At 75.5% G+C, this 24,375-nt stretch carries 24 protein-coding genes; 6 read left to right on the forward strand and 18 right to left on the reverse strand.

Annotated elements, in window-relative coordinates:
• Positions 1-207: 207 nt before the first annotated feature.
• From tyrS to argC, 9 genes are read right to left on the reverse strand one after another with little or no spacing between them, the layout of a single operon-like run.
• Positions 208-1,500, reverse strand: a complete 1,293-nt coding sequence (gene tyrS / locus ACI79P_RS17190; protein WP_456582275.1) for a tyrosine--tRNA ligase — start codon at positions 1,498-1,500, stop codon at positions 208-210.
• Entirely contained in the window at positions 1,497-2,150 is a 654-nt protein-coding gene (locus tag ACI79P_RS17195) for a DNA-3-methyladenine glycosylase (RefSeq protein WP_456582276.1), read from the reverse strand. Before ACI79P_RS17195 ends, tyrS begins: the two co-directional genes overlap by 4 nt.
• Positions 2,151-2,152: 2 nt before the next feature.
• The gene (gene argH, locus ACI79P_RS17200) at positions 2,153-3,598 is read right to left on the reverse strand and encodes an argininosuccinate lyase (RefSeq protein ID WP_456582277.1); all 1,446 of its coding nucleotides are present in this window, start codon (positions 3,596-3,598) and stop codon (positions 2,153-2,155) included.
• Entirely contained in the window at positions 3,595-4,146 is a 552-nt protein-coding gene (locus ACI79P_RS17205) for an arginine repressor (RefSeq protein ID WP_456582278.1), read from the reverse strand. The genes argH and ACI79P_RS17205 overlap by 4 nt, the downstream gene beginning before the upstream one ends.
• A complete protein-coding gene (gene argF, locus ACI79P_RS17210; protein WP_456582279.1) occupies positions 4,143-5,087 on the reverse strand; it encodes an ornithine carbamoyltransferase in 945 nt (314 codons plus the stop codon). Before argF ends, ACI79P_RS17205 begins: the two co-directional genes overlap by 4 nt.
• Positions 5,084-6,277, reverse strand: coding sequence for an acetylornithine transaminase (locus tag ACI79P_RS17215; protein WP_456582280.1), 1,194 nt, complete (start codon positions 6,275-6,277; stop codon positions 5,084-5,086). Before ACI79P_RS17215 ends, argF begins: the two co-directional genes overlap by 4 nt.
• On the reverse strand, positions 6,274-7,275 hold the full coding sequence (gene argB, locus ACI79P_RS17220; protein ID WP_456582281.1) for an acetylglutamate kinase: 1,002 nt from the start codon (positions 7,273-7,275) through the stop codon (positions 6,274-6,276). The genes ACI79P_RS17215 and argB overlap by 4 nt, the downstream gene beginning before the upstream one ends.
• Positions 7,272-8,423, reverse strand: coding sequence for a bifunctional glutamate N-acetyltransferase/amino-acid acetyltransferase ArgJ (gene argJ, locus ACI79P_RS17225; RefSeq protein WP_456582282.1), 1,152 nt, complete (start codon positions 8,421-8,423; stop codon positions 7,272-7,274). Before argJ ends, argB begins: the two co-directional genes overlap by 4 nt.
• On the reverse strand, positions 8,420-9,457 hold the full coding sequence (gene argC, locus ACI79P_RS17230; RefSeq protein ID WP_456582283.1) for an N-acetyl-gamma-glutamyl-phosphate reductase: 1,038 nt from the start codon (positions 9,455-9,457) through the stop codon (positions 8,420-8,422). The genes argJ and argC overlap by 4 nt, the downstream gene beginning before the upstream one ends.
• A gap of 131 nt (positions 9,458-9,588) precedes the next feature.
• Between argC and ACI79P_RS17235 the strand changes: the two genes are divergently transcribed.
• Positions 9,589-10,437 (forward strand): tryptophan 2,3-dioxygenase, encoded by an 849-nt coding sequence (locus tag ACI79P_RS17235; protein ID WP_456582284.1) that lies wholly within the window; start codon positions 9,589-9,591, stop codon positions 10,435-10,437.
• A gap of 104 nt (positions 10,438-10,541) precedes the next feature.
• The gene (locus ACI79P_RS17240) at positions 10,542-10,877 is read left to right on the forward strand and encodes an STAS domain-containing protein (protein WP_456582285.1); all 336 of its coding nucleotides are present in this window, start codon (positions 10,542-10,544) and stop codon (positions 10,875-10,877) included.
• A gap of 49 nt (positions 10,878-10,926) precedes the next feature.
• Here the strand turns inward: ACI79P_RS17240 and ACI79P_RS17245 are convergent, their stop codons facing one another.
• Genes ACI79P_RS17245 through pheS form a run of 3 tightly spaced genes read right to left on the reverse strand, consistent with a single transcriptional unit; the run spans position 10,927 to position 15,309 of the window.
• Positions 10,927-11,793 carry an SDR family NAD(P)-dependent oxidoreductase gene (locus ACI79P_RS17245; RefSeq protein WP_456582286.1) on the reverse strand — a complete coding sequence of 289 codons (867 nt, stop codon included), beginning with the start codon at positions 11,791-11,793 and terminating at the stop codon, positions 10,927-10,929.
• Positions 11,786-14,245 carry a phenylalanine--tRNA ligase subunit beta gene (gene pheT / locus ACI79P_RS17250; protein WP_456582287.1) on the reverse strand — a complete coding sequence of 820 codons (2,460 nt, stop codon included), beginning with the start codon at positions 14,243-14,245 and terminating at the stop codon, positions 11,786-11,788. The genes ACI79P_RS17245 and pheT overlap by 8 nt, the downstream gene beginning before the upstream one ends.
• Entirely contained in the window at positions 14,242-15,309 is a 1,068-nt protein-coding gene (gene pheS, locus ACI79P_RS17255) for a phenylalanine--tRNA ligase subunit alpha (protein ID WP_456582288.1), read from the reverse strand. Before pheS ends, pheT begins: the two co-directional genes overlap by 4 nt.
• A 156-nt stretch (positions 15,310-15,465) precedes the next feature.
• Between pheS and ACI79P_RS17260 the strand changes: the two genes are divergently transcribed.
• Positions 15,466-16,335, forward strand: a complete 870-nt coding sequence (locus ACI79P_RS17260) for an EamA family transporter (RefSeq protein WP_456582289.1) — start codon at positions 15,466-15,468, stop codon at positions 16,333-16,335.
• A 69-nt stretch (positions 16,336-16,404) separates the two neighbouring features.
• Complete coding sequence (locus ACI79P_RS17265; protein WP_456582290.1) at positions 16,405-18,654, forward strand: EAL domain-containing protein; 2,250 nt, start codon at positions 16,405-16,407, stop codon at positions 18,652-18,654.
• Positions 18,655-18,671: 17 nt separating this feature from the next.
• On the opposite strand, the gene ACI79P_RS17270 is transcribed toward ACI79P_RS17265, so the two are convergent.
• The 6 genes from ACI79P_RS17270 to ACI79P_RS17295 all read right to left on the reverse strand — a co-directional run bounded on the left by ACI79P_RS17270 (position 18,672) and on the right by ACI79P_RS17295 (position 22,635).
• On the reverse strand, positions 18,672-19,337 hold the full coding sequence (locus tag ACI79P_RS17270; protein WP_456582291.1) for a TetR/AcrR family transcriptional regulator: 666 nt from the start codon (positions 19,335-19,337) through the stop codon (positions 18,672-18,674).
• Between the two features lie 122 nt (positions 19,338-19,459).
• A complete protein-coding gene (locus ACI79P_RS17275) occupies positions 19,460-20,251 on the reverse strand; it encodes a TrmH family RNA methyltransferase (RefSeq protein WP_456582292.1) in 792 nt (263 codons plus the stop codon).
• Positions 20,252-20,402: 151 nt separating this feature from the next.
• Positions 20,403-20,792 carry a 50S ribosomal protein L20 gene (rplT, locus tag ACI79P_RS17280; RefSeq protein ID WP_091934216.1) on the reverse strand — a complete coding sequence of 130 codons (390 nt, stop codon included), beginning with the start codon at positions 20,790-20,792 and terminating at the stop codon, positions 20,403-20,405.
• Positions 20,793-20,833: 41 nt separating this feature from the next.
• Entirely contained in the window at positions 20,834-21,028 is a 195-nt protein-coding gene (rpmI, locus tag ACI79P_RS17285; RefSeq protein WP_091934213.1) for a 50S ribosomal protein L35, read from the reverse strand.
• A gap of 96 nt (positions 21,029-21,124) precedes the next feature.
• Positions 21,125-21,700 carry a translation initiation factor IF-3 gene (gene infC, locus ACI79P_RS17290; protein WP_456562349.1) on the reverse strand — a complete coding sequence of 192 codons (576 nt, stop codon included), beginning with the start codon at positions 21,698-21,700 and terminating at the stop codon, positions 21,125-21,127.
• A 437-nt stretch (positions 21,701-22,137) separates the two neighbouring features.
• Entirely contained in the window at positions 22,138-22,635 is a 498-nt protein-coding gene (locus ACI79P_RS17295; RefSeq protein WP_456582293.1) for a PH domain-containing protein, read from the reverse strand.
• A gap of 53 nt (positions 22,636-22,688) precedes the next feature.
• Here ACI79P_RS17295 and ACI79P_RS17300 point away from each other — a divergent pair, with 53 nt between their 5' ends.
• Positions 22,689-23,738, forward strand: a complete 1,050-nt coding sequence (locus tag ACI79P_RS17300; protein WP_456582294.1) for an MBL fold metallo-hydrolase — start codon at positions 22,689-22,691, stop codon at positions 23,736-23,738.
• The gene (locus ACI79P_RS17305) at positions 23,717-24,322 is read left to right on the forward strand and encodes a uridine kinase family protein (RefSeq protein ID WP_456582295.1); all 606 of its coding nucleotides are present in this window, start codon (positions 23,717-23,719) and stop codon (positions 24,320-24,322) included. Before ACI79P_RS17300 ends, ACI79P_RS17305 begins: the two co-directional genes overlap by 22 nt.
• The last annotated feature ends 53 nt before the right edge of the window (positions 24,323-24,375 follow it).

Below are 24,375 nucleotides of genomic sequence, written 5' to 3' on the forward strand. Positions count from 1 at the left end.
CCGGGCTTCGTCCCTGGCTGGATGTCCCACTCTACGCCGGTTTCCAGCAGCCCGTCTAGCGGGGGGCTGGTCCGGCGGCCCTCCCGGGCCGCGCGGCGCAGAGAGAAAGTTACGTGCCCCCGCAGGCTGTGTCAAACCCGTGGTCCGTGACGCCCGACACGCTGCCGTCACACGCCCGTCGCCGCGCGTTCACAGGGCCCGGGGGGCTCAGCCGGCCCGCTGCACGCCGGCGATCGAGCGGCGCCCGCGGCGCAGGACGAGCCAGCCACCGGGGAGCCAGGCGTCCTCCGCCGGGCGGTCGTCGGCGTCCGCCACCCGCTCGTTGTTGAGGTAGGCCCCGCCCTCCTTGACCGTGCGTCGAGCCTCCGACAGGGAGCCCACGAGCCCGGTCTGCTGGAGCAGCTGGGCCACGGTCGGCGGGTCGCCGTCGACCGTGATGCTCCCGGCCTCGGTGAGCGCCGCGGCGAGGGTCGCCTCGTCCAGCGAGCGCAGGTCCTCCCGGCCGAAGAGCGCGCGTCCCGCGGCCTCGGCCTGCCGGAGCTGGTCGGGGCCGTGCACGAGCAGGGTCAGCTCCTCGGCGAGCGCGCGCTGGGCCGTGCGGGCAGCCGGCCGCTCGAGGCTCTCGGTGATCAGCACCTCGAGCTCGTCGGCCGGGCGCTCGGAGAACAGCGGCAGCCACGTGCGGGCGTCGGCGTCGTCGGCGTTGAGCCAGAACTGGAAGAACGCGTAGGGGGACGTCAGCGACGGGTCGAGCCAGACGGTCCCGCCCTCGCTCTTGCCGAACTTGGTGCCGTCGGCCTTGGTCACCAGCGGCGTCGACAGGGCGTGCACCCCGGCCCCCTCGACCCGGCGGACCAGGTCGATGCCGGCGGTGAGGTTGCCCCACTGGTCCGAGCCGCCGGTCTGCAGGGTGACGCCGTGGCGCCGGTGCAGCTCCAGGAAGTCGTTGGCCTGCAGGATCTGGTAGCTGAACTCGGTGTAGCTGATGCCCGCCTCGGAGTTCAGCCGGGCCGAGACCGCCTCCTTGGCGAGCATCCGGCCCACCCGGAAGTGCTTGCCGAGCCCCCGCAGGAAGTCGATGGCCGAGAGCTCGCCGGTCCAGTCGAGGTTGTCCACGTAGACCGGTGGGGCCAGCCCGTCGCGCTCGGCCGGCAGGTCCAGGAACGGCGCCACCTGCCGGCGGATGCTCTCCACCCACCCGGCGACGACAGAAGGGTCGTTCAGCTGCCGCTCCGCCGACGGGCGCGGGTCACCGATCAGACCCGTCGCGCCACCGACCAGGACCACCGGCCGGTGCCCCGCCCGCTGCAGGGCCCGCAGCACCATGAACTGCACGAGGTGCCCGACGTGCAGGCTCTCCGCCGTCGGGTCGAAGCCGCAGTAGTAGGTGACCGGCCCCTCGGCGAGATGGGCGCGCAGCGCGGCCTCGTCCGTGCTCTGGGCGATCAACCCGCGGCGGTGCAGCTCGTCGATGACTCCGTGGGCGGCAGGCGTGGTCACAGGGGTCCATCCTGCCCGGCGCGTCCGCGCCGCGGTCTGCCGCCCGCCCGGAAGGCGCTCACCGACGGCGCGCCGGTCTCCCAGAACCGCCAGGGCAGCTCCGTGGCGACGCTGATGCCGACGCGGGGTCCGGCCGACACCTCGGCCGGCGCGGTCCCCCGGTGCAGGCGCACCGGGGAGGCCGGATCGAGCAGGTCGGTGCCGAGATCCGGGCGCCCGACGGCGAGGGCCTGGGTCAGCCGCGCCGGCCCACCGGCCAGGTCGCGAGGGGTCCGCGCGACCGGACGCCGGGCGCGCGCCAGCTCCTCCCCCGCCACGACCTCGCCGGCGCGCAGAAGCACCGCCGAGCCCTCGCCCTCGCGCCCCACGACGACGTTGGCGCACCAGTGCACCCCGTAGGAGAAGTACACGTAGAGCCGCCCCGGCGGGCCGAACATGATCGCCGCCCGGGGCGTCGGACCGCGGTGCGAGTGCGCCGCCGGGTCGACGCCCGACCCGGAGTAGGCCTCGACCTCGGTGAGCCGCAGCGCCACGGTGCCCTCCGGCCGGTCGGTGACCACCCAGCAGCCGAGCAGGGACGGCGCGACCTCGTCGACCGGGCCGAGCAGCTCCTCGGCCCGGACCAGCGGGCCCGGCTCCGACGACGGCACGCTCAGAGGGCCGCGGCCACGGGCGAGGACACCGCCCACCCGGCGTGCTGCCGCGCCGCCTCGGCCAGCTGCGCGAGCTGCCCCGCGACCCGTTCCGGCGCCGTGCCGCCCCGCGCCGACCGCGCCGCCAGCGCCCCCGGCACCGACAGCACCGAGCGCACGTCGGGGGTGAGCCGCGGGTCGATGCCGGCCAGCTGCTCGTCGTCCAGCTGGTCGAGCTCGAGACCCGCCTCCTCGCAGAACGCGACCATCGCGCCGCTGATCTCGTGCGCCGACCGGAACGGCACCCCCTGCCGGACCAGCCACTCCGCGACGTCGGTGGCCAGCGCGAAGCCCTGCGGCGCGGCGGCCTCCAGCACCTCGGGGCGCAGGGTGAGGGTCGCGACCATCCCGGTGACCGCCGGCAGCAGGAGGAGCAGCTGCTCCATGGAGTCGAAGACCGGCTCCTTGTCCTCCTGCAGGTCGCGGTCGTAGGCGAGCGGCAGCCCCTTGAGCATGGTGAGCAGGCCGGTCAGGTTGCCGACGAAACGGCCGGATTTGCCGCGGGCGAGCTCGGCGATGTCGGGGTTCTTCTTCTGCGGCATGATCGACGACCCGGTCGCCCAGGCGTCGTCGAGGCGGGCCCAGCCGAACTCGGTCGACGTCCAGAGCACCACCTCCTCGCCCAGCCGGGAGAGGTGGACGCCGATGAGCGCGGCGGCGAAGCAGAACTCCGCGGCGAAGTCGCGGTCGCTCACGCCGTCGATGGAGTTGTCGGACGCGCGGTCGAAGCCGAGCTCGGCGGCGACGGCGTCGGGGTCCAGCGGCAGGGAGGAGCCGGCCAGCGCGCCGGAGCCGTAGGGGCTCACGGCCGCCCGACGGTCCCAGTCCCGCAGCCGGTCGACGTCGCGGGCGAAGGCGTGCGCGTGCGCGAGCAGCTGGTGGGCGAAGAGAACCGGCTGGGCGTGCTGCAGGTGGGTCATCCCGGGCGCGGCGACGTCCTGGTAGCGCTCGGCCAGGCCGACCAGCGCGTACTCCAGCGACGACAGCTCCCCGACCAGCGCGCGCACCGTGTGCCGCAGGTAGAGCCGCAGGTCGGTGGCGATCTGGTCGTTGCGGCTGCGGCCGGCGCGCAGCTTGCCGCCGAGGGCCCCCAGCTTCTCGGTGAGCCCGCGCTCGAGCGCCTCGTGCACGTCCTCGTCGGACTCGACGGCGACGAAGGTGCCGGCGGCGACCTCGTCCGACAGCTCCCGCAGCGCGCCGAGCATCTGCTCCAGCTCCTCGTCGGCGAGCAGCCCGGCGCGGTGCAGCACCCGGGCGTGCGCCCGGGAGCCGGCCAGGTCGAAGGGGGCGAGCTTCCAGTCGAAGTGCGTCGATTTGGAGAGGGCGGCCATCGCCGGGGACGGGCCGCCGCCGAAGCGCCCGCCCCAGAGCCGGGTGTGGGTCGCGGGGGCGGTCGGGTCGGTCACGGGGCGGTTCCTCCGGAGGGGTCGTCGGCCAGGTCGCTGTGCAGCTCGGGGTAGACGGCGGGGGTGCGGGCGGCCATGGCCCGCAGCCGCTCCGCGAGCGCGGGTCCGCCGTCGGGATCGCGGGACACCACCAGGAGAGTGTCGTCGCCGGCGATCGTGCCGAGCACGTCGGGGAGCCCCACCTTGTCCAGGGCCGACGCCAGGAACTGCGCGGCGCCCGGCGGGGTGCGCAGCACCGCCAGGTTGGCGCTGCCCTCCGCGCCGGTGAGCAGGTCGGCCAGCAGCCGGGTGAGCCGGGCCGGCGCGGCCTGCGCCGGGCGCAGCGGCGCGTTCTCCGGCGGCAGCACGTAGGAGGCCGGCGCGCCGTCGGAGCCGCGCATCTTCACCGCGCCGAGCTCCTCGAGGTCCCGCGAGAGGGTGGCCTGGGTGACCTCGATCCCCGACTCGGCCAGCAGCACCGCCAGCTGGGTCTGGGAGGTGATCGCCCGTGCTTCGATCAGCTCACGGATGCGGGCCTGGCGCGCCGAGCGGGTCAGGGCACCCGTCACGAACGCTCCAGGAGCCAGACGAGGAGGGCCTTCTGGGCGTGCAGGCGGTTCTCCGCCTCGTCCCAGACCGCGCTCTGCGGCCCGTCGATCACCTCGGCGGCGATCTCCTTGCCGCGGTAGGCCGGCAGGCAGTGCAGGACGACGGCGTCGTCGGCGGCGCGGGTGAGCGCCGCCTCGTCCAGCGCGTAGGGCAGGAACGGGGCGACGCGGGCCTCGTACTGGTCCTCCTGGCCCATCGACACCCACGTGTCGGTGACCAGGACGTCGGCGCCGTCGGCGGCGGCCGCGGCGTCGGCGGTCCACGCCACCGAGCCCCCGGTCTCCGCCGCGATCGCCGCCGCGCGCTCGAGCACCGCCGGGTCGGGCCGGAAGGACTCCGGCGAGGCGATCCGCACGTGCATGCCGGCGGTGGCGCCGCCGAGCAGGTAGGAGTGCGCCATGTTGTTGGCGCCGTCGCCGAGGTAGGTCATGGACCGGCCGGCCAGCGAGCCCTTGCGCTCGATCACCGTCTGCAGGTCGGCCAGGATCTGGCAGGGGTGGTACTCGTCGGTCAGCGCGTTGACCACCGGGACCCGGCTCACCGCCGCCATCGCCTCGATGCGCTCCTGGCCGGAGGTGCGCCACACGATCGCGGCGGCCTGCCGGTCCAGCACCCGGGTGGTGTCCTCGATCGGCTCCCCGCGCCCGAGCTGGCTGCCGGCCGCGTCGATGACCAGCGGGTAGCCGCCGAGCTCGGCGACGCCGACGGAGAACGACACCCGGGTGCGGGTGGAGGGCTTGTCGAACAGCACCGCCACCGCCCGGGGCACCCCGTTGGCGGCGCGCAGCGGGACGGGGGCGTCCCCGGTGTGCCGCGAGGCCTTGAGGGATGCGGCCAGGGCGAGCACCTCGGCCTGCTCGGCCGGGGTCAGGTCGTCGTCCTTGAGGAAGTGCCGGGTCACTGGTGGTTCTCCTGGAGAGCGGTGTCGAGGGCGGCGGGCAGCGCCGCCACGAAGGCGTCCACCTGCGCGTCGGTGAGGACCAGCGGCGGGGCCAGGCGGAGGACGTCCGGGGCGACCGCGTTGGTCAGGAAGCCGGCCGCGCGGAGGTCCGCCTCCAGGGCGGCGGCGACGTCGTCGGTGAGGACGACGCCGAGCAGCGCGCCCCTCCCCCGGACGCCGCGGATGCCGGCGTGGCCGAGGGCCTCGATGCCGGCGGTGAACCGGTGCTCGAGCTCCTTGGCGCGCTCGAGCAGCCCCTCGTCCCGGATGGTGTCCAGGACGGCGAGCGCCGCGGCGGCGGCGATGGGGTTGCCGCCGAAGGTGGAGCCGTGCGAGCCCGCCGTGAGCAGCTCCGCGGCGTCGCCGAAGGCGAGCATCGCGCCGATCGGCAGCCCGCCGCCGAGCGCCTTGGCCAGCGTGATGACGTCGGGGTGCAGCCCGTCGGCCTGGTGGGCGAACCACGAGCCGGTCCGCCCGATGCCCGTCTGCACCTCGTCGACGGCGAACAGCGCGCCCGCGCCCTCGGCGACGTCGGCCGCCGCGGTCAGGTAGCCGGGCGGCGCCGGCAGCACGCCGCCCTCCCCCAGCATCGGCTCGAGCAGCACCATGGCCGTCTCGGCGGTCACCGCCCCGCGCAGGGCCACGGCGTCGCCGTAGGGGACGTAGGAGACCCCACCGGGCAGCGGCGCGAAGGGCGCGGCCTTGGACGGCTGGCCGGTGAGCGCGAGCGCGCCCATCGTCCGGCCGTGGAAGGCGCCCTCGGCGGTGACGACGCCCGGGCGGCCGGTGAGCCGGCTGAGCTTGAACGCCGCCTCGTTGGCCTCGGCGCCGGAGTTGCAGAAGAAGACCCGCCCGGGCCGCCCGGCCAGCTCCAGCAGCCGCTCGGCCAGCAGGATGCCCGGCTCGTGCATCGCCAGGTTGGAGACGTGGCCCAGCCTCGCCGCCTGCGTGGTGATCGCCTCCACGACCCGGGGATGGGCGTGACCGAGGATCGTGGTCGCGATGCCGCCGAGCAGGTCGATGTACTCCCGCCCGTCGACGTCCGTGACGGCGGCGCCGCTGCCGGAGGCGAGCGCCACCGGCGGGGCCTTGTAGTTGTTCATCATCACGGCCGACCAGCGGCGGGCCAGCTCCTCGGTGTGCGTCGTCATGCTGTGCCCTCCTTCTGGTCCCTCGCCGGGACGACCATCGTCCCGGTGCCCTCGGTGGTGAACGTCTCCAGGAGCAGGGCGTGCGGGGTGCGGCCGTCGACCACGGTCGCCCGCTTCACCCCGCCCTCGACCGCCCGCAGGCAGGCGGCCATCTTCGGGATCATCCCGGCGTCCAGCGTGGGAAGGAGCTCGGCGAGCTCCCGGGCGTCGATCTGCTGCACCAGCGAGCCGCGGTCCGGCCAGTCGGCGTAGAGGCCCTCGACGTCGGTGAGCACGACCAGCTTCACCGCGCCCAGCGCGGCGGCGAGCGCGGCGGCCGCGGTGTCGGCGTTGACGTTGTGCACGACGCCGTCGGCGTCCGGGGCGACGCTCGCCACCACCGGGATGTGCCCGGCCTCCAGCAGCGCGGTGACCGGGGTGGTGTCGACGGCGGCGACGTCGCCGACCAGCCCGATGTCGACCGGTTCACCGTCGACGACCGCGGTGGTCCGCCGGGCGGTGAACAGCCCGCCGTCCTCACCGGAGAGGTGCACCGCCATCGGGCCGTGCTGGTTGATCAGCCCGACGATGTCCGGGCCGACCTGCCCGGTCAGCACCATGCGGACGACGTCGATCGTCTCCGGCGTGGTCACCCGCAACCCACCGCGGAACTCGCTGGGGATCCCCAGGCGGGTGAGCATCTCGGTGATCTGCGGGCCGCCGCCGTGGACGACGACGGGGAGGATGCCGCAGGTCCGCAGGAACACCATGTCGTCGGCGAAGGCGCGGCGGCACTCGTCGTCGACCATGGCGTGCCCGCCGTACTTGATGACGACGACCTTGCCGTGGAACTCCTTGAGCCAGGGCAGCGCACCGGTGAGGACGGCGACCTTGGCGGCGTCGCCCTCGGGGTCGTGCGTGCGCATGACCCGGCTGGTGCCGACCCGGCGGGGCAGCTTCGTCGGCGGCGCCGGCTCGTCGATGCGGACGTCGGGCGGGGTGGGGTCCTGCTGGCTCATGTCGAGTAGGCCGAGTTCTCGTGCACGTAGGCGATGGACAGGTCGTTGGTCCAGATGGTGGCCTGCTCCCCGCCGGCCCGGAGGTCGACGTCGATGGTGATCTGCCGGCCGGTGAGGTCGACCCCCTCGCGCGGGTCGCCGATCGCGCCGCCGCGGCAGACGGTGACGCCGTTGATCGTGACGTCGACCTCGTCGGCCTCGAACGCGGCGTCGGTGGTGCCGATCGCGGCCAGCACCCGGCCCCAGTTGGGGTCGTTGCCGAACAGCGCCGTCTTGAGCAGGTTGTTGCGCGCGCAGGCGCGGCCGGCGGTGAGCGCGTCCTCGACGGTGGCCGCGTTCCGGACGGTGATGGCGATGTCCTTGGTGGAGCCCTCGGCGTCGGCGAGCAGCTGCATCGCCAGATCGGTGGCGGCCGCGGTGAGCGCCTCGGTGAGCTCGTCCTCGGTCGGGGTGACGCCGCTCGCGCCGTTGGCCAGCACGATCACCGTGTCGTTGGTGGACAGGCACCCGTCGGAGTCGACCCGCTCGAAGCTGACCGCGGTGGCGGCCTTCAGCGCCCGCTGCAGGACGTCGGGGTCGGCGGCGGCGTCGGTGGTGAGGACGACGAGCATGGTGGCCAGGCTCGGGGCGAGCATGCCGGCGCCCTTGGCCATGCCGCCGACGGTCCACCCGTCCCGCCGCTGCGCCGTCGTCTTCGGCACGCTGTCGGTGGTCATGATCGCCCGTGCCGCGTCGTCGCCGCCCTCCTCGGAGAGCGCCTCGACGGCGGCGGTGACGCCGGCGGTCAGCTTCTCCATGGGCAGCCGGACGCCGATCAGGCCGGTGCTCGCGACGACGACGTCGATCGCGCCGATGTCGAGGCGGGCCGCGGCGTGCTCGGCGGTGGCGTGGGTGTCCTGGAAGCCCTCGGGGCCGGTGCAGGCGTTGGCGCCGCCGGAGTTGAGGACGACCGCGCGCGCCCGCTGGCCGGCGAGCACCTGGCGGCTCCACTGCACCGGCGCCGCGGGAAAGCGGTTGGTGGTGAAGACGGCGGCCGCGGCGTCGTCGGGGCCGGTGTTGAGGACGACGGCGACGTCGGGGTCGCCGCTGGATTTCAGCCCGGCCGCGACGCCCGCCGCGGAGAAGCCCTTCGGTGCGGTGGTGGTCACGGCGCAACTCCTACGAGCGGGAGACCGGTGGTCTCGGGCAGGCCGAGGGCGAGGTTGGCGCACTGGACCGCCGCTCCCCCGGTGCCCTTGGTGAGGTTGTCGACGGCGGCGACGACGACGAGCCGGTTCGCGTCGGCGTCGACGGCGAGCTGCAGCGCGACGGTGTTGGCGCCGAGCACCTGGGCGGTGGTGGGCCACAGGCCCTCGGGCAGCAGGTGCACGAACGGCTCGTCGGCGTAGGCCTGCGCGTAGGCGGCGCGAGCGGCTGCGGCGTCGACCCCCGGCGCCAGCGGCGCGGAGCAGGTGGCGAGGATCCCCCGGCTCATCGGCACGAGGGTCGGGGTGAAGCTGACGCCCACCGGCGCACCGGCGGCCTGCGTCAGGCCCTGGATCATCTCCGGCGTGTGCCGGTGCACCCCTCCGACGCCGTAGACGCTCGCCGCGCCCATGACCTCGCTGCCGAGCAGGTGCGGCTTGGGCGACTTCCCGGCGCCGCTGGTCCCGCTGGCGGCCACGACGACGACGTCGGGCTCGACCAGGCCGGCGGCGAGCGCCGGGGCCATCGCGAGGGTGACCGAGGTCGGGTAGCAACCGGGGACGGCGACCCGCGTCGCGCCGGCCAGCCGCTCCCGCTGGCCGGGGAGCTCGGGGAGGCCGTAGGGCCAGTTGCCGGCGTGCACGCCGCCGTACCAGCGCGCCCAGGCGGCGGGGTCGTTGAGCCGGTGGTCGGCGCCGCAGTCGATGACGAGGGTCTCGGCGGGCAGCTGGTCGGCGATCGCGGCGGACTCGCCGTGCGGCAACGCCAGGACGACGACGTCGTAGCCGGCCAGGCTCGCCGCGTCGCTGGGCTGGACCACCAGGTCGGCGAACGGGAGCAGGTGGGGCTGCAGCTCACCGAGGCGTCGGCCGGCGCTCGAGTTGGCGTGCACCCCGGCCAGCCGGAGGTTCGGGTGCCCGGCCAGCAGCCGGCACACCTCGCCTCCGGCGTACCCGGTGGCGCCGGTGACCCCGACCGTCCACGTCTGCGTGCTCACGATGCATGACCATACATCACCATGCATGAACGTTCATCCAGGACCGACGCGGACCGGCCACCGGGGCCGGCCGTGCGGTAGGACTAGCGGGGAGCGCGACGGGCGCACCGGCTCGGGTGAGGAGCGGCGTGATGACCACGGAGGACGGGATCCGGCCGCTCGAGGAGGGCGTGCAGACCGACTTCAGCACGCGGATGAGCTACGGGGGCTACCTGGGGCTGGACACGCTGCTGTCGGTGCAGCGCCCGATCAGCGACCACCACGACGAGCCGCTGTTCATCATCCAGCACCAGACCACCGAGCTGTGGCTCAAGCTGGCGCTGCACGAACTGCGCGCGGTCCGCGCGGACCTCGACCGCGACGACGTGCAGCACGCACGCAAGGGGCTGGCGCGGGTCAAGCACATCCTGCGCACGATCACCGAGCAGTGGTCGGTGCTGGCGACCCTGACCCCGAGCGAGTACGCCGAGTTCCGGGGCGTGCTGGGCAGCTCCTCGGGCTTCCAGTCCTACCAGTACCGCGCCGTGGAGTTCCTCCTCGGCAACAAGAACGAGCGCATGCTCGCCGTCTTCGCCGCCGAGCCGGCCGCACGCGAGATGCTCGCCGAGCTGCTGGACTCGCCCACGGTCTACGACGCCTTCCTGCGGTTCCTGGCGCGCCGGGGGCACGCCGTCCCGGACGAGGTCCTCTCCCGCGACGTCCGCGAACCCTGGACCGAGCGCCCCGCGCTCCTCCCGGTGTACCGGCGGATCTACGGCGACACCGAGGCGCACTGGGCGGAGTACGCCACCTGCGAGGACCTCGTCGACCTGGAGGACGGCGTGCAGCTCTGGCGGTTCCGGCACCTGCGCACCGTGCAGCGGACCATCGGCTTCACCACCGGTACCGGGGGCAGCTCGGGGGTGGGCTTCCTCCGGCGCGCGCTGGACCTCACCTTCTTCCCCGAGCTCTACACGGTCAGGTCGGGGATCGGCGCCTGACCCCGCTCACAGGTACCTGACAGTCACCGTGCGCGGTTCTGTCAGCACCCAGAGGCACAGTTGCTCCTGTCCGGCGATGGTCGCCGGGCGGGAGAGGGGTCCACGTGCACGTCGTCGATGCGAGCGCCGCCGTCCTGCCGCTGGGGAACATCGACCTGGTGGACGAGGAGTCCGGCCCGGTGCTCCGGCTGCGCGGTGAGGTGGACAGCACCGTCGTCGAGATCTGGGACGCGGTGCGCCGGAGCCCGGGGCACGCGCCGGTGGCGGTCGACGTCTCGGGGACGACCTTCCTGGACGCCCGGGGTCTGCGGCTGGTGGTCCGCGAGACCGAGGTGACCCGGCGCTCGGGCCGGCTGCCGGAGCTGCGGCGCCCCTCGGCGGCGGTGCGCCGGCTGGTGGACATCGCCGGGGCCGGCCCGCTGTTCGCGACGGTCGCCTGACGGCCCGGGGGCGCCACACGAGCGCGCCGCCTCCTGGAGCGGTACGGGGTCAGGCGAGCGGGTCGGTGTCGCCATAGGGGCGCAGGCGCAACTGCCGGGCGGTGCCCTCGGGGGTCACCGAGCGCAGGGTCTGCAGGTCGTCTGCGCCGGCGCGCAGGAAGCGGCCGGACCACGGGTCGAGCTCCCCGGCCGCGATCGCCGCGACGATCTCGACGACCCTCTCCGGCGGCGTCCAGTCGCTGAACCCCTGCCACATGCGCATCGACCGGGTCATCGGCGTGTCGACGACGCCGGGTGCGACGTCGAAGGCCCGGACGTCGGAGCCCTCGAGCGAGAGCGCCAGCGACTCGGTGATCCGGCTCAGCCCGGTCTTGGCCACCGAGTAGGCGGAGTAGTCGGGGTTGGCGCGGGTGCTCATCCCGCTGGCCAGGTTGACCACCCGGCCGCGGTTGCGCAGCAGCATCCACGGGACGACCGCCCGGCTGAGCAGGAAGCTGCCCCGCAGGTGGCTGGTGACGACGTCCCACCACTGATCGGGGTCGGCCTCCCACAGCGGCACCTCGGCCTCGTCGATCAGGCCCGCGTTGTTGACCAGCAGGTCGACCGGCCCGAGCTGCTCGCGCACCTCGCCCACCGCCGCCTCGACCGACGCCTGGTCGGTGACGTCGGCCGCGACGGCCAGCGTGCGGCCCCCGGTGGCCCCGGCGACCTCGGCCATCGCCGCGCGCAGCCGCTCCCCGCCGCGGGCCAGCCCGGCCACGGCCATCCCCCGGCGCGCCAGCCCCTCGGCGAGGTGCCGCCCGATGCCGGTGGAGGCACCGGTGACCAGGGCAACCGCACCCGACAGCGCGGCCCCGTCCAGGGACCCGCCCTGAGCCTGCGAAGGGCGGGGAGGACGGGGTCCTTCGTCAGGCACGGAGCTGCGCCCCGGTCGCGGCGGCCGCGGCCACCGCTGCATCGAACGCGACCCGGGCCTCCTCGCTCGTCAGCGTGCGGTCCGGAGCACGGAAGGTGAGCGAGTACGCCAGCGACTTCTGCCCGTCGGGCACCGAGCTGCCGGTGTAGACGTCGAAGAGCCGCAGGTCCTCCAGCAGCGCGCCGGCACCGCCGCGCAGCGCCCGGCGCACCCGGTCCTCGGGCTGGTCCTGCGGCACCAGCAGCGCGAGGTCCATGCGCACCGGCGGGTAGGTCGAGATCGCCGGCGCCTGCGGCACGGTGGGCTCGGGCAGCGCGTCGGCGTCCAGCTCCATCACCGCGGTGCGGGCGGGGAGGCCGAGCACCTCGCAGACCTTGGGGTGCAGCTCGCCCGCGTACCCGATGACCCGGTCGCCGACCAGCAGGGCGGCGCACCGGCCGGGGTGCCACGGGGCCCGCTCGGCCTGCTCCACGGTGAGCTCGGCCCCGGCGGCCGCGGCCACCAGGCGGGCGGCCTGCACGGCGTCGGCCCACTCCGCCGGCCGGCCCGGCCCCCACCAGCCCCGCGGCTCGCGGTGGCCGGTGAGCGCCACGGCGACGTGCCACGGCTGCGCCGGCACCGCCCCCAGCAGCGCGGCGAGGGTGGCGTCGTCGGGACGGCGGTCGGCGCCCGGCAGCGGCGCGGACGCGCGCTCCCCGCCCGGGAAGACCGAGCCGTGCTCGAAGAGCGCGACGTCGCGGAGGCCGCGGGAGAGGTTGCGGCCCAGCGCGGCGAGCAGGCCGGGCAGCAGCGTGGTGCGCAGCGCCGGGGCCTCCTCCGACAGCGGGTTGCGCACGGTGATCACCCGGCGGCGCTCGTCGTCCTCGGGCAGGCCGAGCGCGTCGAGCTGCGCCGTCCCCAGGAAGGGGAAGGCCGGGGCCTCCACGTAGCCGGCTTCGGCCAGTGCGCGGCCGATGCTGCGCCGGCGGCGCTGGCGCTCGGTCAGCCCGCCGCCCGGGGGCGCCGTGGGCAGGATCGAGGGGATCTCGTCGAAGCCGCGGAAGCGCACGACCTCCTCGACGAGGTCGGCCGGCTCCAGCAGGTCGCCGCGCCAGGACGGCGGGGTCACGCGCAGCTCGTCGCCGTCGCCGTCCACCTCGGCGCCGATGGCCGTCAGCACGTCGAGCACCTGGGACCGGGTGTAGGGGACGCCGGCGATCCGGCCGGGGAGCCCGGCGTCCAGCGCGATGGGTGCGCGCGGCCCGCGGGCGTCGACGTCGACCGGCGCCCCGACGACGCGCGCACCGCCGTGCTCGGCGAGCAGCGCGGCGGCCCGGGCGAGGGCGACGACGGTGACCTCGGGGTCGGTACCGCGCTCGAAGCGCTTGCCGGCCTCGCTGGGCAGCCGGTGCCGCCGGACGCCGCGGGAGATGCCGGTGGGCTCCCAGTGCGCGGCCTCCAGCAGCACCGCGCTGGTGGTCCCGCCGATCTCGGTGGAGGCGCCACCCATGACCCCCGCCAGCCCGATCGGACCCGACTCGTCGGTGATGAGCAGGTCGTCGCCGGTCAGCGCGCGGTCGGCGCCGTCCAGGGTGGTCAGCCGCTCCCCCGCCGTCGCGCGGCGCACCGTGATCGGCCCGGTGACCGTGGCCCGGTCGAAGGCGTGCATGGGCTGCCCGAGCTCGAGCATCACGTAGTTGGTGACGTCGACGGCCAGCGAGATGCTGCGGATGCCGCACTGGGCGAGCCGGCGGCGCAGCGCCCAGGGGCTGGGCGCGGCCGGGTCGAGGTCCTCCACGGCGAGCATGGAGAAGCGGTCGCAGCGGTCGGGGTCGGCGACGGTGACCTCCCACGCGGGCGCCCCGGCCCAGTCCGGCAGCGGCAGGTCGGCCGGGTCGCGCCAGGTCACGCCGAGGACGCCGGCGAGGTCGCGGGCGACCCCGCGCATCGACATCGCGTAGCCGCGGTCCGGCGTCACCTCGAGGTCGAAGACGACGTCGTCCAGGCCGAGGACGTCGGCGGCCGGGGTGCCCGGCACGTAGCCGCCCTGGCCCAGCACCAGGATGCCGGCGTGGTCCTCGCCGATGCCGAGCTCGCGGACCGAGCAGATCATCCCGTCGGAGACGTGGTCGTAGGTCTTCCGCGCGGCGATGGCGAAGTCGCCGGGGAGCACCGCACCGGGCAGTGCGGCCACCACCAGGTCCCCGACGGCGAAGTTCTGCGCGCCGCAGACGATGCCGCGCGGTTCCGCCTCCCCCACCTCGACCTGCGTGTAGCGGATCGGCTTCTTGAAGCCGGTGAGCTCCTCGATGTCCAGCACCCGGCCGACCACGAGCGGGCCGGTGGTCACCGGCGGGCGGACGACGTCCTCCACCTCGAAGCCGAGCCGCACGAAGGCGGCGTCGAGCTCCTCGACCGTGATGCCGGCCGGGAGGTCGACGAGCTCGGACAGCCAGCTGACGGGGACCTTCACTGCTCAACTCCGAAGACGCTGGTGAAACGGACGTCGGCTTCCGCGATGTCGTGCATGTCCGAGACGGCCGACCGGAACTGCAGCGCCCGCTCGATGCCCATGCCGAAGGCGAAGCCGGTGTAGGTGTCCGGGTCGACGCCGCAGGCGCGCAGCACCCGCGGGTTGACCATCCCGCAGCCGCCCCACTCGACCCACTGGGGGCCGTCGCGGTGCTCGGGGAACCAGACGTCGAACTCCGCCGAGGGCTCGGTGAAGGGGAAGAAGTGCGGCCGCCACCGGGTGCGGGCGTCCGGGCCGAACAGCTGGCGGGCGAGGTGGTCCAGGGTGCCGCGCAGGTGGGCCATGGTCAGCCCCCTGTCGACGGCGAGGCCCTCGACCTGGTGGAAGACCGGCAGGTGCGTCGCGTCGAGCTCGTCGGTGCGGTAGACCCGCCCCGGGGCGACGACGTAGATCGGCGGCTGCCGCTCCAGCATCGTGCGCGCCTGCACGGGGCTGGTGTGCGTGCGCAGCACCAGGCCGGAGTCCTCGGGGGCGACGAAAAACGTGTCCGAGAGCCACCGGGCCGGGTGGTCCGGGCCGAAGTTGAGCGCGTCGAAGTTCAGCCACTCCGCCTCGAGCTCCGGCCCGTCGGCGACCTCGTACCCCATGCCCACGAAGATGTCGGCGATCCGGTCGATGAGCGTGGTCAGCGGGTGCCGGGCGCCGCGCGGGGTGCGGTCCCACGGCAGGGTGACGTCGACCCGCTCCTCGGCCAGCACCCGGGCGTCGCGCTCGGCCTCCAGCTCGGCCCGGCGGGCGTCGTAGGCCTCGGTGACGGCGACCCGCGCGGCGTTCACCCGCTTGCCGGCGTCGCTGCGGGCCGCCGGGGGCAGCGCGCCCAGCTCGCGCCGAGCCAGCAGCACCGGGGCGCGGTCGCCGAGGTGAGCCGGGCGGGCGGCGGCCAGCGCCTCCAGGTCCGCGGCCGCCGCGAAGGCCCCGAGCGCGGCGCGGACCGCCTCGTCGAGGGCCTCGGGCGAGAGGGCGGCGACCTGCTTGGGGTCGTAGGGATCGTTGGCGCCAGACACGGGAGGCCATTCTGCCCGGCGCCCGGGCCCGTGCGCGCCTGGGTTCCCGGAGCGTGGACGCCGCGCGGCCCGTGACCGGCGTCCTCCCTCCCCGCGCGGCGTCCTCCCCCACCGCGGGCGCCGAGGGAGGACGCGCCATGATCAGGTGAGCTGATCGTGGCGACGAGGCGGGTGGAGGTGCGCGTGGCGGCCCTCCTCGCGCTCGCGTCCGCGGTCGTCTACGGCGCCGCCGACTTCCTCGGGGGGCTCGCCAGCCGCCGGGCGTCGGTGTTCGCGGTCGTCGCCGTCTCGCAGCTCACCGGCCTGCTCGCGCTCGTCGTGCTGCTCCCCTGGCTCGGCGGACCGGTCACGACGGCGGACCTCGCGTGGGGCGCCGCCTCGGGGCTCGCCGGCTCCGCGGGGCTGCTGGTCTTCTTCCGCGCGCTCGCCGTCGGGGTGATGAGCGTGATCGCCCCGGTCACCGCGCTCACCGCCGCCGCCGTCCCGGTGCTGGTCGGCCTGCTCGGCGGCGAGCGCATCGGCCCGTGGGCGACGGCCGGCATCCTGCTCGCCCTGGGGGCGGTGGTGCTCGTGTCGGCCGAGGGCGGCCTGCGTGCGCTGCGCGGCGCCCGCCCCGCCAGCCTCGTGCCGGCGCTGGTCGCCGGCGCCGCGTTCGGGCTGTTCTTCGTGCTCCTGGACCGGACCTCGGCCGGCGCCGGGCTCACCCCCCTGGTCGCCGCCCGGGTGGCCTCCGTGGCGCTGGTGGTCAGCGTGGCACTGACCACCCGGCAGGCACTGCGGCCGGCCCGGGCCGCGCTGCCGCTGGTCCTGGTCTCCGGGCTCGGCGACATGACGGCGAACGCGCTGTTCCTGCTGGCCACCCAGCAGGACGGGCCGCTGGCCATCACCGGGGTGCTCGCCTCGCTGTACCCCGTGAGCACCGTCGTGCTCGCCCAGATCGTGCTGCGCGAACGGCTCGTTCCCGCCCAGCTCGCGGGCCTCGGGACCGCCGCGGCCGCCGTCGTCCTCATCACGCTGCCCGGCTGACCTCCCCCTTCGGGGGGTGCTCCCCGGTTCCGGCTTCGGCCCGGGCCGGACCCGGCCGATCCCCCGTCCGTGGACCCTGTGCGCCCGAACACCGACGCAGCTCTCGCCGCCGCCCTCAGCCCCGGCGGCGTGCGCAGCGTCTTCCAGCCCATCGTCGAGCTCGACACCGGAGCCGTCGTCGCCTACGAGGCGCTCGCGCGCGGCCCCGAGGGGCCCCTGCAGCGACCCGACCTCCTCTTCGCCGCCGCCCGCGAGGGCGGCGTGCTCGCCGAGCTGGACGCCGCCTGCCGGGTGGCCGCCTTCTCCGGCGCCGTGCGGCACGGCCTGCCCGCGCCGCTGGCGCTGTTCGTCAACGTCGAGCCCGAGGTGCTCGACACCGCGCCGATGGACGAGCTCCTGGCCATCGCCGCGACCGCCCCCGGCGGCCTCCGCGTGGTCCTGGAGATCACCGAGCGGGCGCTCGCCACCCGTCCCGCCGAGCTGCTGCGCACCGTCGCCCGGGTGCGGGAGCTGGGCTGGGGCATCGCCCTGGACGACGTCGGCGCGGAGGCGATGTCGCTGGCGTTCATGCCGATCCTGCGCCCCGACGTGGTCAAGCTGGACCTGCGGCTGGTGCAGGAGCGGCCCGGGCCGGCGATCGCGGAGATCATGAACGCGGTCAACGCCTACGCCCAGGCCACCGGGGCCGCGGTGCTCGCCGAGGGGATCGAGAACGACACCCACCTGGCCATGGCCCGCGCGCTCGGGGCCACCCTGGGCCAGGGCTGGCTCTTCGGCCGCCCCGCCCCCCAGCCGTCCTGCGACCGCCCCGTCGGGTCGCTGCCGCCGCCGGTCGAGGACCCGGGCGTCGAGGTGGAGCCGGGCTCCCCCTTCGCCTGCCTCCCCGAGGGGACGGCGCTGCGCCGCTCCCCGAAGGCGCTGCTCATCGAGCTCAGCAAGCAGCTGGAGCGGGAGGCGATGCGCCTCGGCGAGACCTGCGTGGTCACCGCGACCTTCCAGGAGGCCCGGCACTTCACCCCCTCGACGACGCAGCGCTACCGCGACCTGGTCGACCGCACCGGCTTCGTCAGCGCCCTGGGCGAGGGCCTCCCCGCCGAGCCGCTGCCCGGCCTGCGCGGCACCGACCTGGCCGGCGACGACCCCGTGCGCGGCGAGTGGGACGTCGTCGTCCTGGCCCCGCACTTCAGCGTGGCGCTGCTGGCCCGCGACCTCGGGACGACCGGCCCGGATCTGCAGCGGGAGTTCGAGTACGCCCTGACCTACGACCGCGACGTCGCCGTCCGCGCCGCGCGGAGCCTGCTCGGCCGGGTCGCGCCCCGCACCGGCGGCGCCACCCCGGTCGCCCCCGTCCCGCCCGCTCCCCCGGCCGCCGCGCCGACGGCCATGGGCTCGGAGCTGCTGGGTGACGCCGGCCTGGTGCGTCGCGCCCTGGAGGCGACGCCCAGCGGGGTCTGCCTGGTCGACGTCCGGCTGCCCGACCAGCCGCTGGTGTACGTCAACCCGGCGTTCGAGCGCCTCGCCGGGCTGCCGCGCGAGGAGCTGCTCGGCCGCAACTGCCGGTTCCTGCAGGGGCCCGGCACCGATCCGGGGGCGGTGGCCCGCATCCGCGGGGCGATCGCCGCCGGGCAGGAGTGCCGCGAGGTCCTGGTCAACCACCGGGGCCCCGACCAGACCCCCTGGTACAACGAGCTGCACCTGGCTCCGGTCACCGACGCCTCCGGCAGCGTCGTCCAGTACATCGGCGTGCAGGTCGACGTCACCGAGCGGGTGCTGGCGCAGCGGGCCCTGGAGCAGGAGCGCGACCGCACCCGCGGCTACCTGGCCCGCATCGAGGAGCTGTCGATCACCGACCCGCTCACCGGGCTCTCCACCCGCCGGCACGTGGAGGAGCAGACCGAGACCGCGCTGTGGAACGCGACGTGCGCGGGCGACGCGGTGGCCCTCCTGGTCGTCGCGGTCGACGGCCTCGCCGCGATCGAGGACCGGTACGGCTCCACCGCGGCCGAGCAGCTGCTGACCGCCACGGGGCAGCGCCTCCGCGATCGTCTGCGGCGCGGTGACCTGGTGGCGCGCTGGGGACGCGACTCGTTCGTGGTCGTGCTGCCCGGGCTCGCGGCGGGCAGCGCCCTCCGCGAGGCGGCCCGGGTCCGCGGCGAGCTGGCGGAGGCCGCCCGCGGCCCGGTCGTGCTCGACGGTGCGCCCGTCGTGGCGGCCGTCAGCACCGGCGCCGGCTGCTTCCCCGCCGACGCCGACGACGTCGCCGGGCTCCTGGCGGTCGCCGAGCGCGCGGCCGGGCGGCTGCCCGTCACCAACCGCTGATCGCCCGGGCCGCCCCGTCAGCCGCGCGGGGGCAGCAGCGTGGCCAACCCGCCGTCGGCCAGGTCGGTGAGCTGGTCGACCAGGTCGGCGGCCGACAGGGTGCGGTCCGCCGACCACCAGTGCGTCGCCAGCTGCACCATGCCGACGACGCCATAGGCCCAGGTCATCGCGCCGTCGGCCGGGCGGCCGGCCTCGGTCATCCGGGCGGCCAGGAGGCGGCCCAGGGCGGTGGCGACGGCGTGCTCGGTCGCCGCGACGAGGTCGGCCCGGCCCGCGCGCCCCGCCTGGGCGTAGGCGAAGCGGTAGAGCGCGGGCTCGTCCTCGATCAACGAGACGAAGGCGGCGATCACCGCGCGCAGCTGCGCGCGGTCGTCGGCGCGGTCGGCGGAGAGCTCGCCCAGCAGCCGGGGCAGCAGGATCGCCCGGGAGATGCGCTCCAGGACGGCGTCGATGAGCTCGTCCTTGTCGCTGAAGTACCGGTAGATGACCGTCTTCGAGACGCCGGCGCTTCGTGCGACGTCGTCGACGGAGAAGTCGGGACCGGCCAGGCGGACGGCCTCGACGGCCGCCCCCACCAGGTCCTCGCGGCGCGCGCGCCGGTGCTCGGTCCACCGGGACCGGCGCCCGTCCGCCGGTGCGGTCGCCGGTGCGTCGGCGACCTGCTGCAGGTGCTTCACGGTCACAGCTACCTTCTCTCGCGGCCCTACTCGTCGAGCCGGGGAGCCCGCCGGTGACCACCATCCTCCCGTCCGGCGCCCCGTGGGACACCAGGAAGGTGCCCGCCGGCCCGGCGACGAGCTCCGCGCTACTGGGCGAGCTGGGTGGTGTAGAGGCAGATCGCGGCGGCCGCGGCGAGGTTGAGGCTCTCCGCGCGCCCGCGCATGGGGATGCGGACCCGCGCGTCGGCCAGCTCGGCGAGCTCGGCCGGCACCCCCCGGGCCTCGTTGCCGAACAGCCAGAGCACCGGCCCGGCGAGCCGGCCGTCGGCGACGAGCGCCGGGAGCTCGGCCTCTCCCCCTCCGTGGGCCGCCAGCACGGTCACCCCGGCGGCGCGGAGCTCGGGCAGCAGCGTGCCCAGCGGCGCACCGCGGACGACGTCGACGTGGAACAGGCTCCCGGCGCTGGAGCGCACGGCCTTGCCGCCGTACGGGTCGGCCGACCCCGCGCCGAAGACGACCGCGCCCGCACCGCAGGCGTCCGCCGTGCGCAGCACGGTGCCCGCGTTGCCGGGGTCGGCCAGCTCGGCCAGCGCGACCGCCAGCCGCGGCGGCGCCGTGGTCAGCGTCGTGGCGGGGACGTCGCGCAGCGCGCAGACGGCCACCAGCCCCTGAGGCGTGACCGTCTCCGACAGCCCCGCGGCCGCCTTGTCGGTGACCAGCCGGACCGGCACCGGCGCGGCGGCCAGCATGTCGGCGTGCGCGGCGGCCGCGGCCTCGGTGGCGAAGACCTCCCGCACCCCGGCGGCGTCGGCGAGCGCCTCGGCGACCGCCTGGCGCCCCTCGGCGAGGAACAACCCGGCCGCGTCCCGGCCGGCGCGGCGGGTGAGCTTGCGCGCGGCGACGATCCTCGCGGAGCGCTCGGTGAGCAGCTCGGTCACGCGGTCTCCTCCGTGGTCGTGCAGACGCCGACGCCGCCGGCGCCGGCCCCGGGGGGTCGGTCACCGACGGCGTCAGGTGACGTGCTGGAACGGCCCTCCTGCAGGGCCCCACCGCGAGCGTGCGGGCGGTGGGGGGCAGGAGGGTCCTTCTTCAGGCGGCCTGCTTGCCGGTCGCCTCGGGGTTCGCGGCGAGCGCGGCCCGGGCGGTCTCCACCAGGGCGGCGAAGGCGGCGGGCTCGTTCACGGCGAGCTCGGCGAGGACACGGCGGTCCAGCTCGATCTCGGCGAGCTTGAGCCCCTGCATGAACCGGTTGTAGGTCATGTCGTTGAGGCGCGCCGCGGCGTTGATCCGGGTGATCCACAGCTTGCGGAAGTCACCCTTGCGCGCCTTGCGGTCGCGGTAGCTGTACGTCGCCGAGTGGAGGATCTGCTCCTTGGCCTTGCGGTACAGCCGCGAACGCTGACCGCGGTAGCCGCTGGCGGCCTCGAGGGTCGTCCGGCGCTTCTTCTGGGCGTTGACCGCCCGCTTCACGCGTGCCACGTGAGTGCTCCTGTCTTTCTAAAGGTCAGTGGGAGGGGCGCTCAGAGGCCCAGGAGCTTCTTGAGGTTCTTGGCGTCGGCCGGGGAGACGACCTGGTCCCGGTCGAGCCGGCGCTTGCGGGTCCCGGACTTGTGCTCGAACTTGTGCTGGTTGTTCGCCTGCTCGCGCATGAGCTTCCCGGTGCCCGTGATGCGCACCCGCTTGGCGGTGCCCTTGTGGGTCTTCTGCTTCGGCATGTCCTCGGTCCCTGTCGTCTGGTGTCGGGGCGCGCGGCAGCGTCGAGCTGCCGCACGCACCGGCCGTCTTCGGTGGTGCTGGTCCTGCTGGGCCGGTCAGGCGCTGGGCGCCTGCTCCTCGGCCTGCTCGCCCTTGGGCCGGCGCTTCTCCTGCGCGGTCTGGGCGCCCTTGTGCGGGGCGATCACCATGACCATGTTCCGGCCGTCCTGCTTCGGGTTGGACTCGACGACGCCCAGCTCGCTGACGTCGGCGGCCAGCCGCTGGAGCAGGCGGTAGCCCATCTCCGGGCGCGACTGCTCGCGGCCTCGGAACATCACGGTGATCTTGACCTTGTCGCCGCCCTTGAGGAAGCGCTCGACGTGGCCCTTCTTGGTCTCGTAGTCGTGCGGGTCGATCTTGAGGCGCAGCCGCATCTCCTTGATGACGGTGAGCGCCTGGTTCCGCCGGGCCTCGCGGGCCTTCTGGGCGGACTCGTACTTGAACTTCCCGTAGTCCATGAGCTTGGCGACGGGCGGCCGGGCCATGGGAGCGACCTCGACCAGGTCGAGCTCGGAGTCCTGTGCCAGGCGCAGCGCCTCGCCGATCGACACGATGCCGACCTGCTCGCCCTCGGGGCCGACCAGGCGGACCTCGGGGACTCGGATGCGGTCGTTGATGCGGGGCTCGGTGATGGCCTCTCCTTACGCTGCTGCGTGGGAGGAGTCGCTGGCCCACCCGGGCGCCGACGCGGAAAAGGCCCCGCGAGCGTCTGCTCACGGGGCCCACTCGCCGGTGGCCCACGGCCCCTGAGGGTCGTGCGCACGCGATCACCGACCGGTGGCCGGTTCTCGCGATCCGGGACCTGGGCGCCTGGACGGCGTCAGGTGGGAGCGGGCTCCTCTTGGATAGCGGCCCGGGGCGGGGCCGCTGGTGGTTCGCGCGCCTCGATGTAGCGGGGAGGCACGTCCATGCTACAGCGTCCGCCGCCCCGCGGTCATTCCCCCCCGCGGTGGCCTGCTGGAACGACCCCGTCCAGAGGCTCGCCCCGAGCGCGGGGACGTACTGGAACGGCCTTCCTGCAGGGACCCGCGCCGAGCGTGCGAGGCGTGGGGGGCAGGGAGGTCCTTCCTCAGTCGTCGTACAGCAGCGGCGGGCGCACCGGGTCGTTCGCCCGCACCGCGGCGTGCAGGGCGCGCAGGCCCTCGACGGCCCGGACGGCCTGCTCCCCGTCGGCCGCCTGCAGCGCGAGGAGCGAGACCTCGTCACCGTTCTCCAGCGCCAGGGAGCCCCACGCGGACTTCCGCTCGAACCGGACCGCGCGCACCGCCGTCCACGGCAGGTCGTGGTGGACGACCAGGTTGCGGACGTGGATGCCGGCGGCGTCGGCGTCGACCCGCGACCGCCCCAGGAACAGCACCCCCGCTCCCAGCAGGACTCCCAGGCCGGTGATGGCGGCCTGGTCGACCGGGCCGTAGGCGACGACCGTGTTCTCCGTCGAGGGCAGGCTCAGCGCGACCAGGACGGCCACCAGGACGACGACGCCGGCGACGACGGCCAGCACCAGCCGCAGCCGGCGCGGGACGACCGAGACGACAGGCGGGGAGCCGGGGTCGGGGGAACCGCTCACGCTCCCCATGGTGACAGCCGGCGCTCCCGACCCGGCTGGCAGAGTGCGGCGTCGTGGAGATCACCGGCGCCGCTCAGCGCACCGCCTGGGACCAGCGCGCCCTGCCCCCGGTCGAGCAGCTGCGCGAGGACCTGTGGTCGCTGCCGGTCCCGATCCCGCACAACCCGCTGCGCTGGGTCAACGTCTACGCCTTCGCCCTGGACGGCGGCGGGCTCGGCCTGCTCGACACCGGGTGGGAGAGCGAGGCGGGCTGGACGGCGCTCGCCGAGGGGCTGGCGTCCCTCGGCGGCTCGGTCGCCGACGTCCGGGGCGTGCTCGTCACCCACCTGCACTTCGACCACCTCGGGCTGGCCGCCCGCGTCCGGCAGGCCAGCGGCGCGTGGGTGGCGATGCACCCGGCGGACGCCGACGCCGTCCGCCGGCTGACCGCCACCGAGGCGCAGGCCGCCGTCGACGCCGAGGTGGCGTTCCTCGTCCGGCTGGGCGCGCCGCGCGAGGAGGCGCTCGGCGACGTCGGTGGAGCGGAGAACCTCTCCGGCTTCCAGCGCATGGCCGTGCCCGACCGGCACCTCGAGGACGGCGACCGGGCCGCCTTCCCGGGGTGGTCGCTGCGCGCCGTCCACACGCCGGGGCACACGCCGGGGCACCTGTGCTTCGCCGAGGAGCGGACCGGGCTGCTCTTCTCCGGCGACCACGTCCTCCCGCGCATCAGCCCGAACGTCTCCAGCACCACGGGCGGCTCGCCCGACCCGCTGCGGGACTACCTCGACTCGCTCGCCGCCGTGCGCAGCGTCCGCGCCGACGAGGTGCTGCCCGGTCACGAGTGGCGCTTCCGCGGCCTGGCCGACCGCGCCGACGCGCTCACCGCCCACCACGAGCGGCGGCTGACGGAGCTGCTCGGCGCGATCCGCGCGCACCCCGGGTCGACGCCGTGGGACCTCGCGGCCCACCTGACGTGGTCGCGGCCGTGGGAGCAGTACGCGCGGCGGATGCGGATCTTCGCGGTGACCGAGACCGACGCCCACCTGCGGCTGCTCGCCAGCCGCGGTCTGGTCGCCGGGGACGGCGGCGAGGTGCCCCGGTGGACCCTGGCCCTCCGCTGATCCGGCCGACGTTCGCCGCCCTGGCCGCCCGGACGCTCTCCCTCCCCCCGCGGCTGGGTGGCACCCGGCTCGTGGTCGTCGACGGCCCGGCCGGCTCCGGGAAGACCACGTTCGCGGCCCGGCTCGCCGCTGCGCTGGGTCCTGGGACGCCGGTCGTGCACATGGACGACCTCTACGCGGGCTGGACGCTCACCGGCGCGGTCTCCCGGCTGGCGGCGGGGGTGCTCCGCCCCCTGGCCGAGGGCCGCCCCGGCGCCTACCACCGCTACGACTGGGCGGCCGGCGGGTTCTCCCCCGACCTCGTGCCCGTCCCGCCGGGGCCGGTCCTGCTGGTGGAGGGCTGCGGCAGCGCCGCGCGGCGACTGGACCGGTGGACGACGACACGCATCTGGATCGAGGCCCCGCCGCCGCTGCGGCTGGCCCGCGGGCTGGCCCGCGACGGCGAGGGCCTGGCCGGCGAGTGGCGCCGGTGGCTGGGCACCGAGGCGGCCGCGTTCGCCGCGGAGGACACCCGCCGGCGGGCCGACCTCCGCGTGGACGGCGCGGCGGACGGCCCGCCCGACGGGTTCGTGCTGCAGTCCTGAGGCGGCGCGGCCGCTCGCGACCCGCGACGTTTGCGAGGCGGCCGCGCTGCGTA

The organism is Blastococcus sp. SYSU DS0510 (assembly GCF_054050835.1).

Coding starts and splice junctions, on each gene's coding strand:
- argB (WP_456582281.1), bottom strand. CDS start 7,275: ATGAGCCAGCAGGACCCCACCCCGCCCGACGTCCGCATCGACGAGCCG.
- ACI79P_RS17235 (WP_456582284.1), top strand. CDS start 9,589: ATGACCACGGAGGACGGGATCCGGCCGCTCGAGGAGGGCGTGCAGACC.
- rpmI (WP_091934213.1), bottom strand. CDS start 21,028: ATGCCGAAGCAGAAGACCCACAAGGGCACCGCCAAGCGGGTGCGCATC.
- ACI79P_RS17215 (WP_456582280.1), bottom strand. CDS start 6,277: ATGACGACGCACACCGAGGAGCTGGCCCGCCGCTGGTCGGCCGTGATG.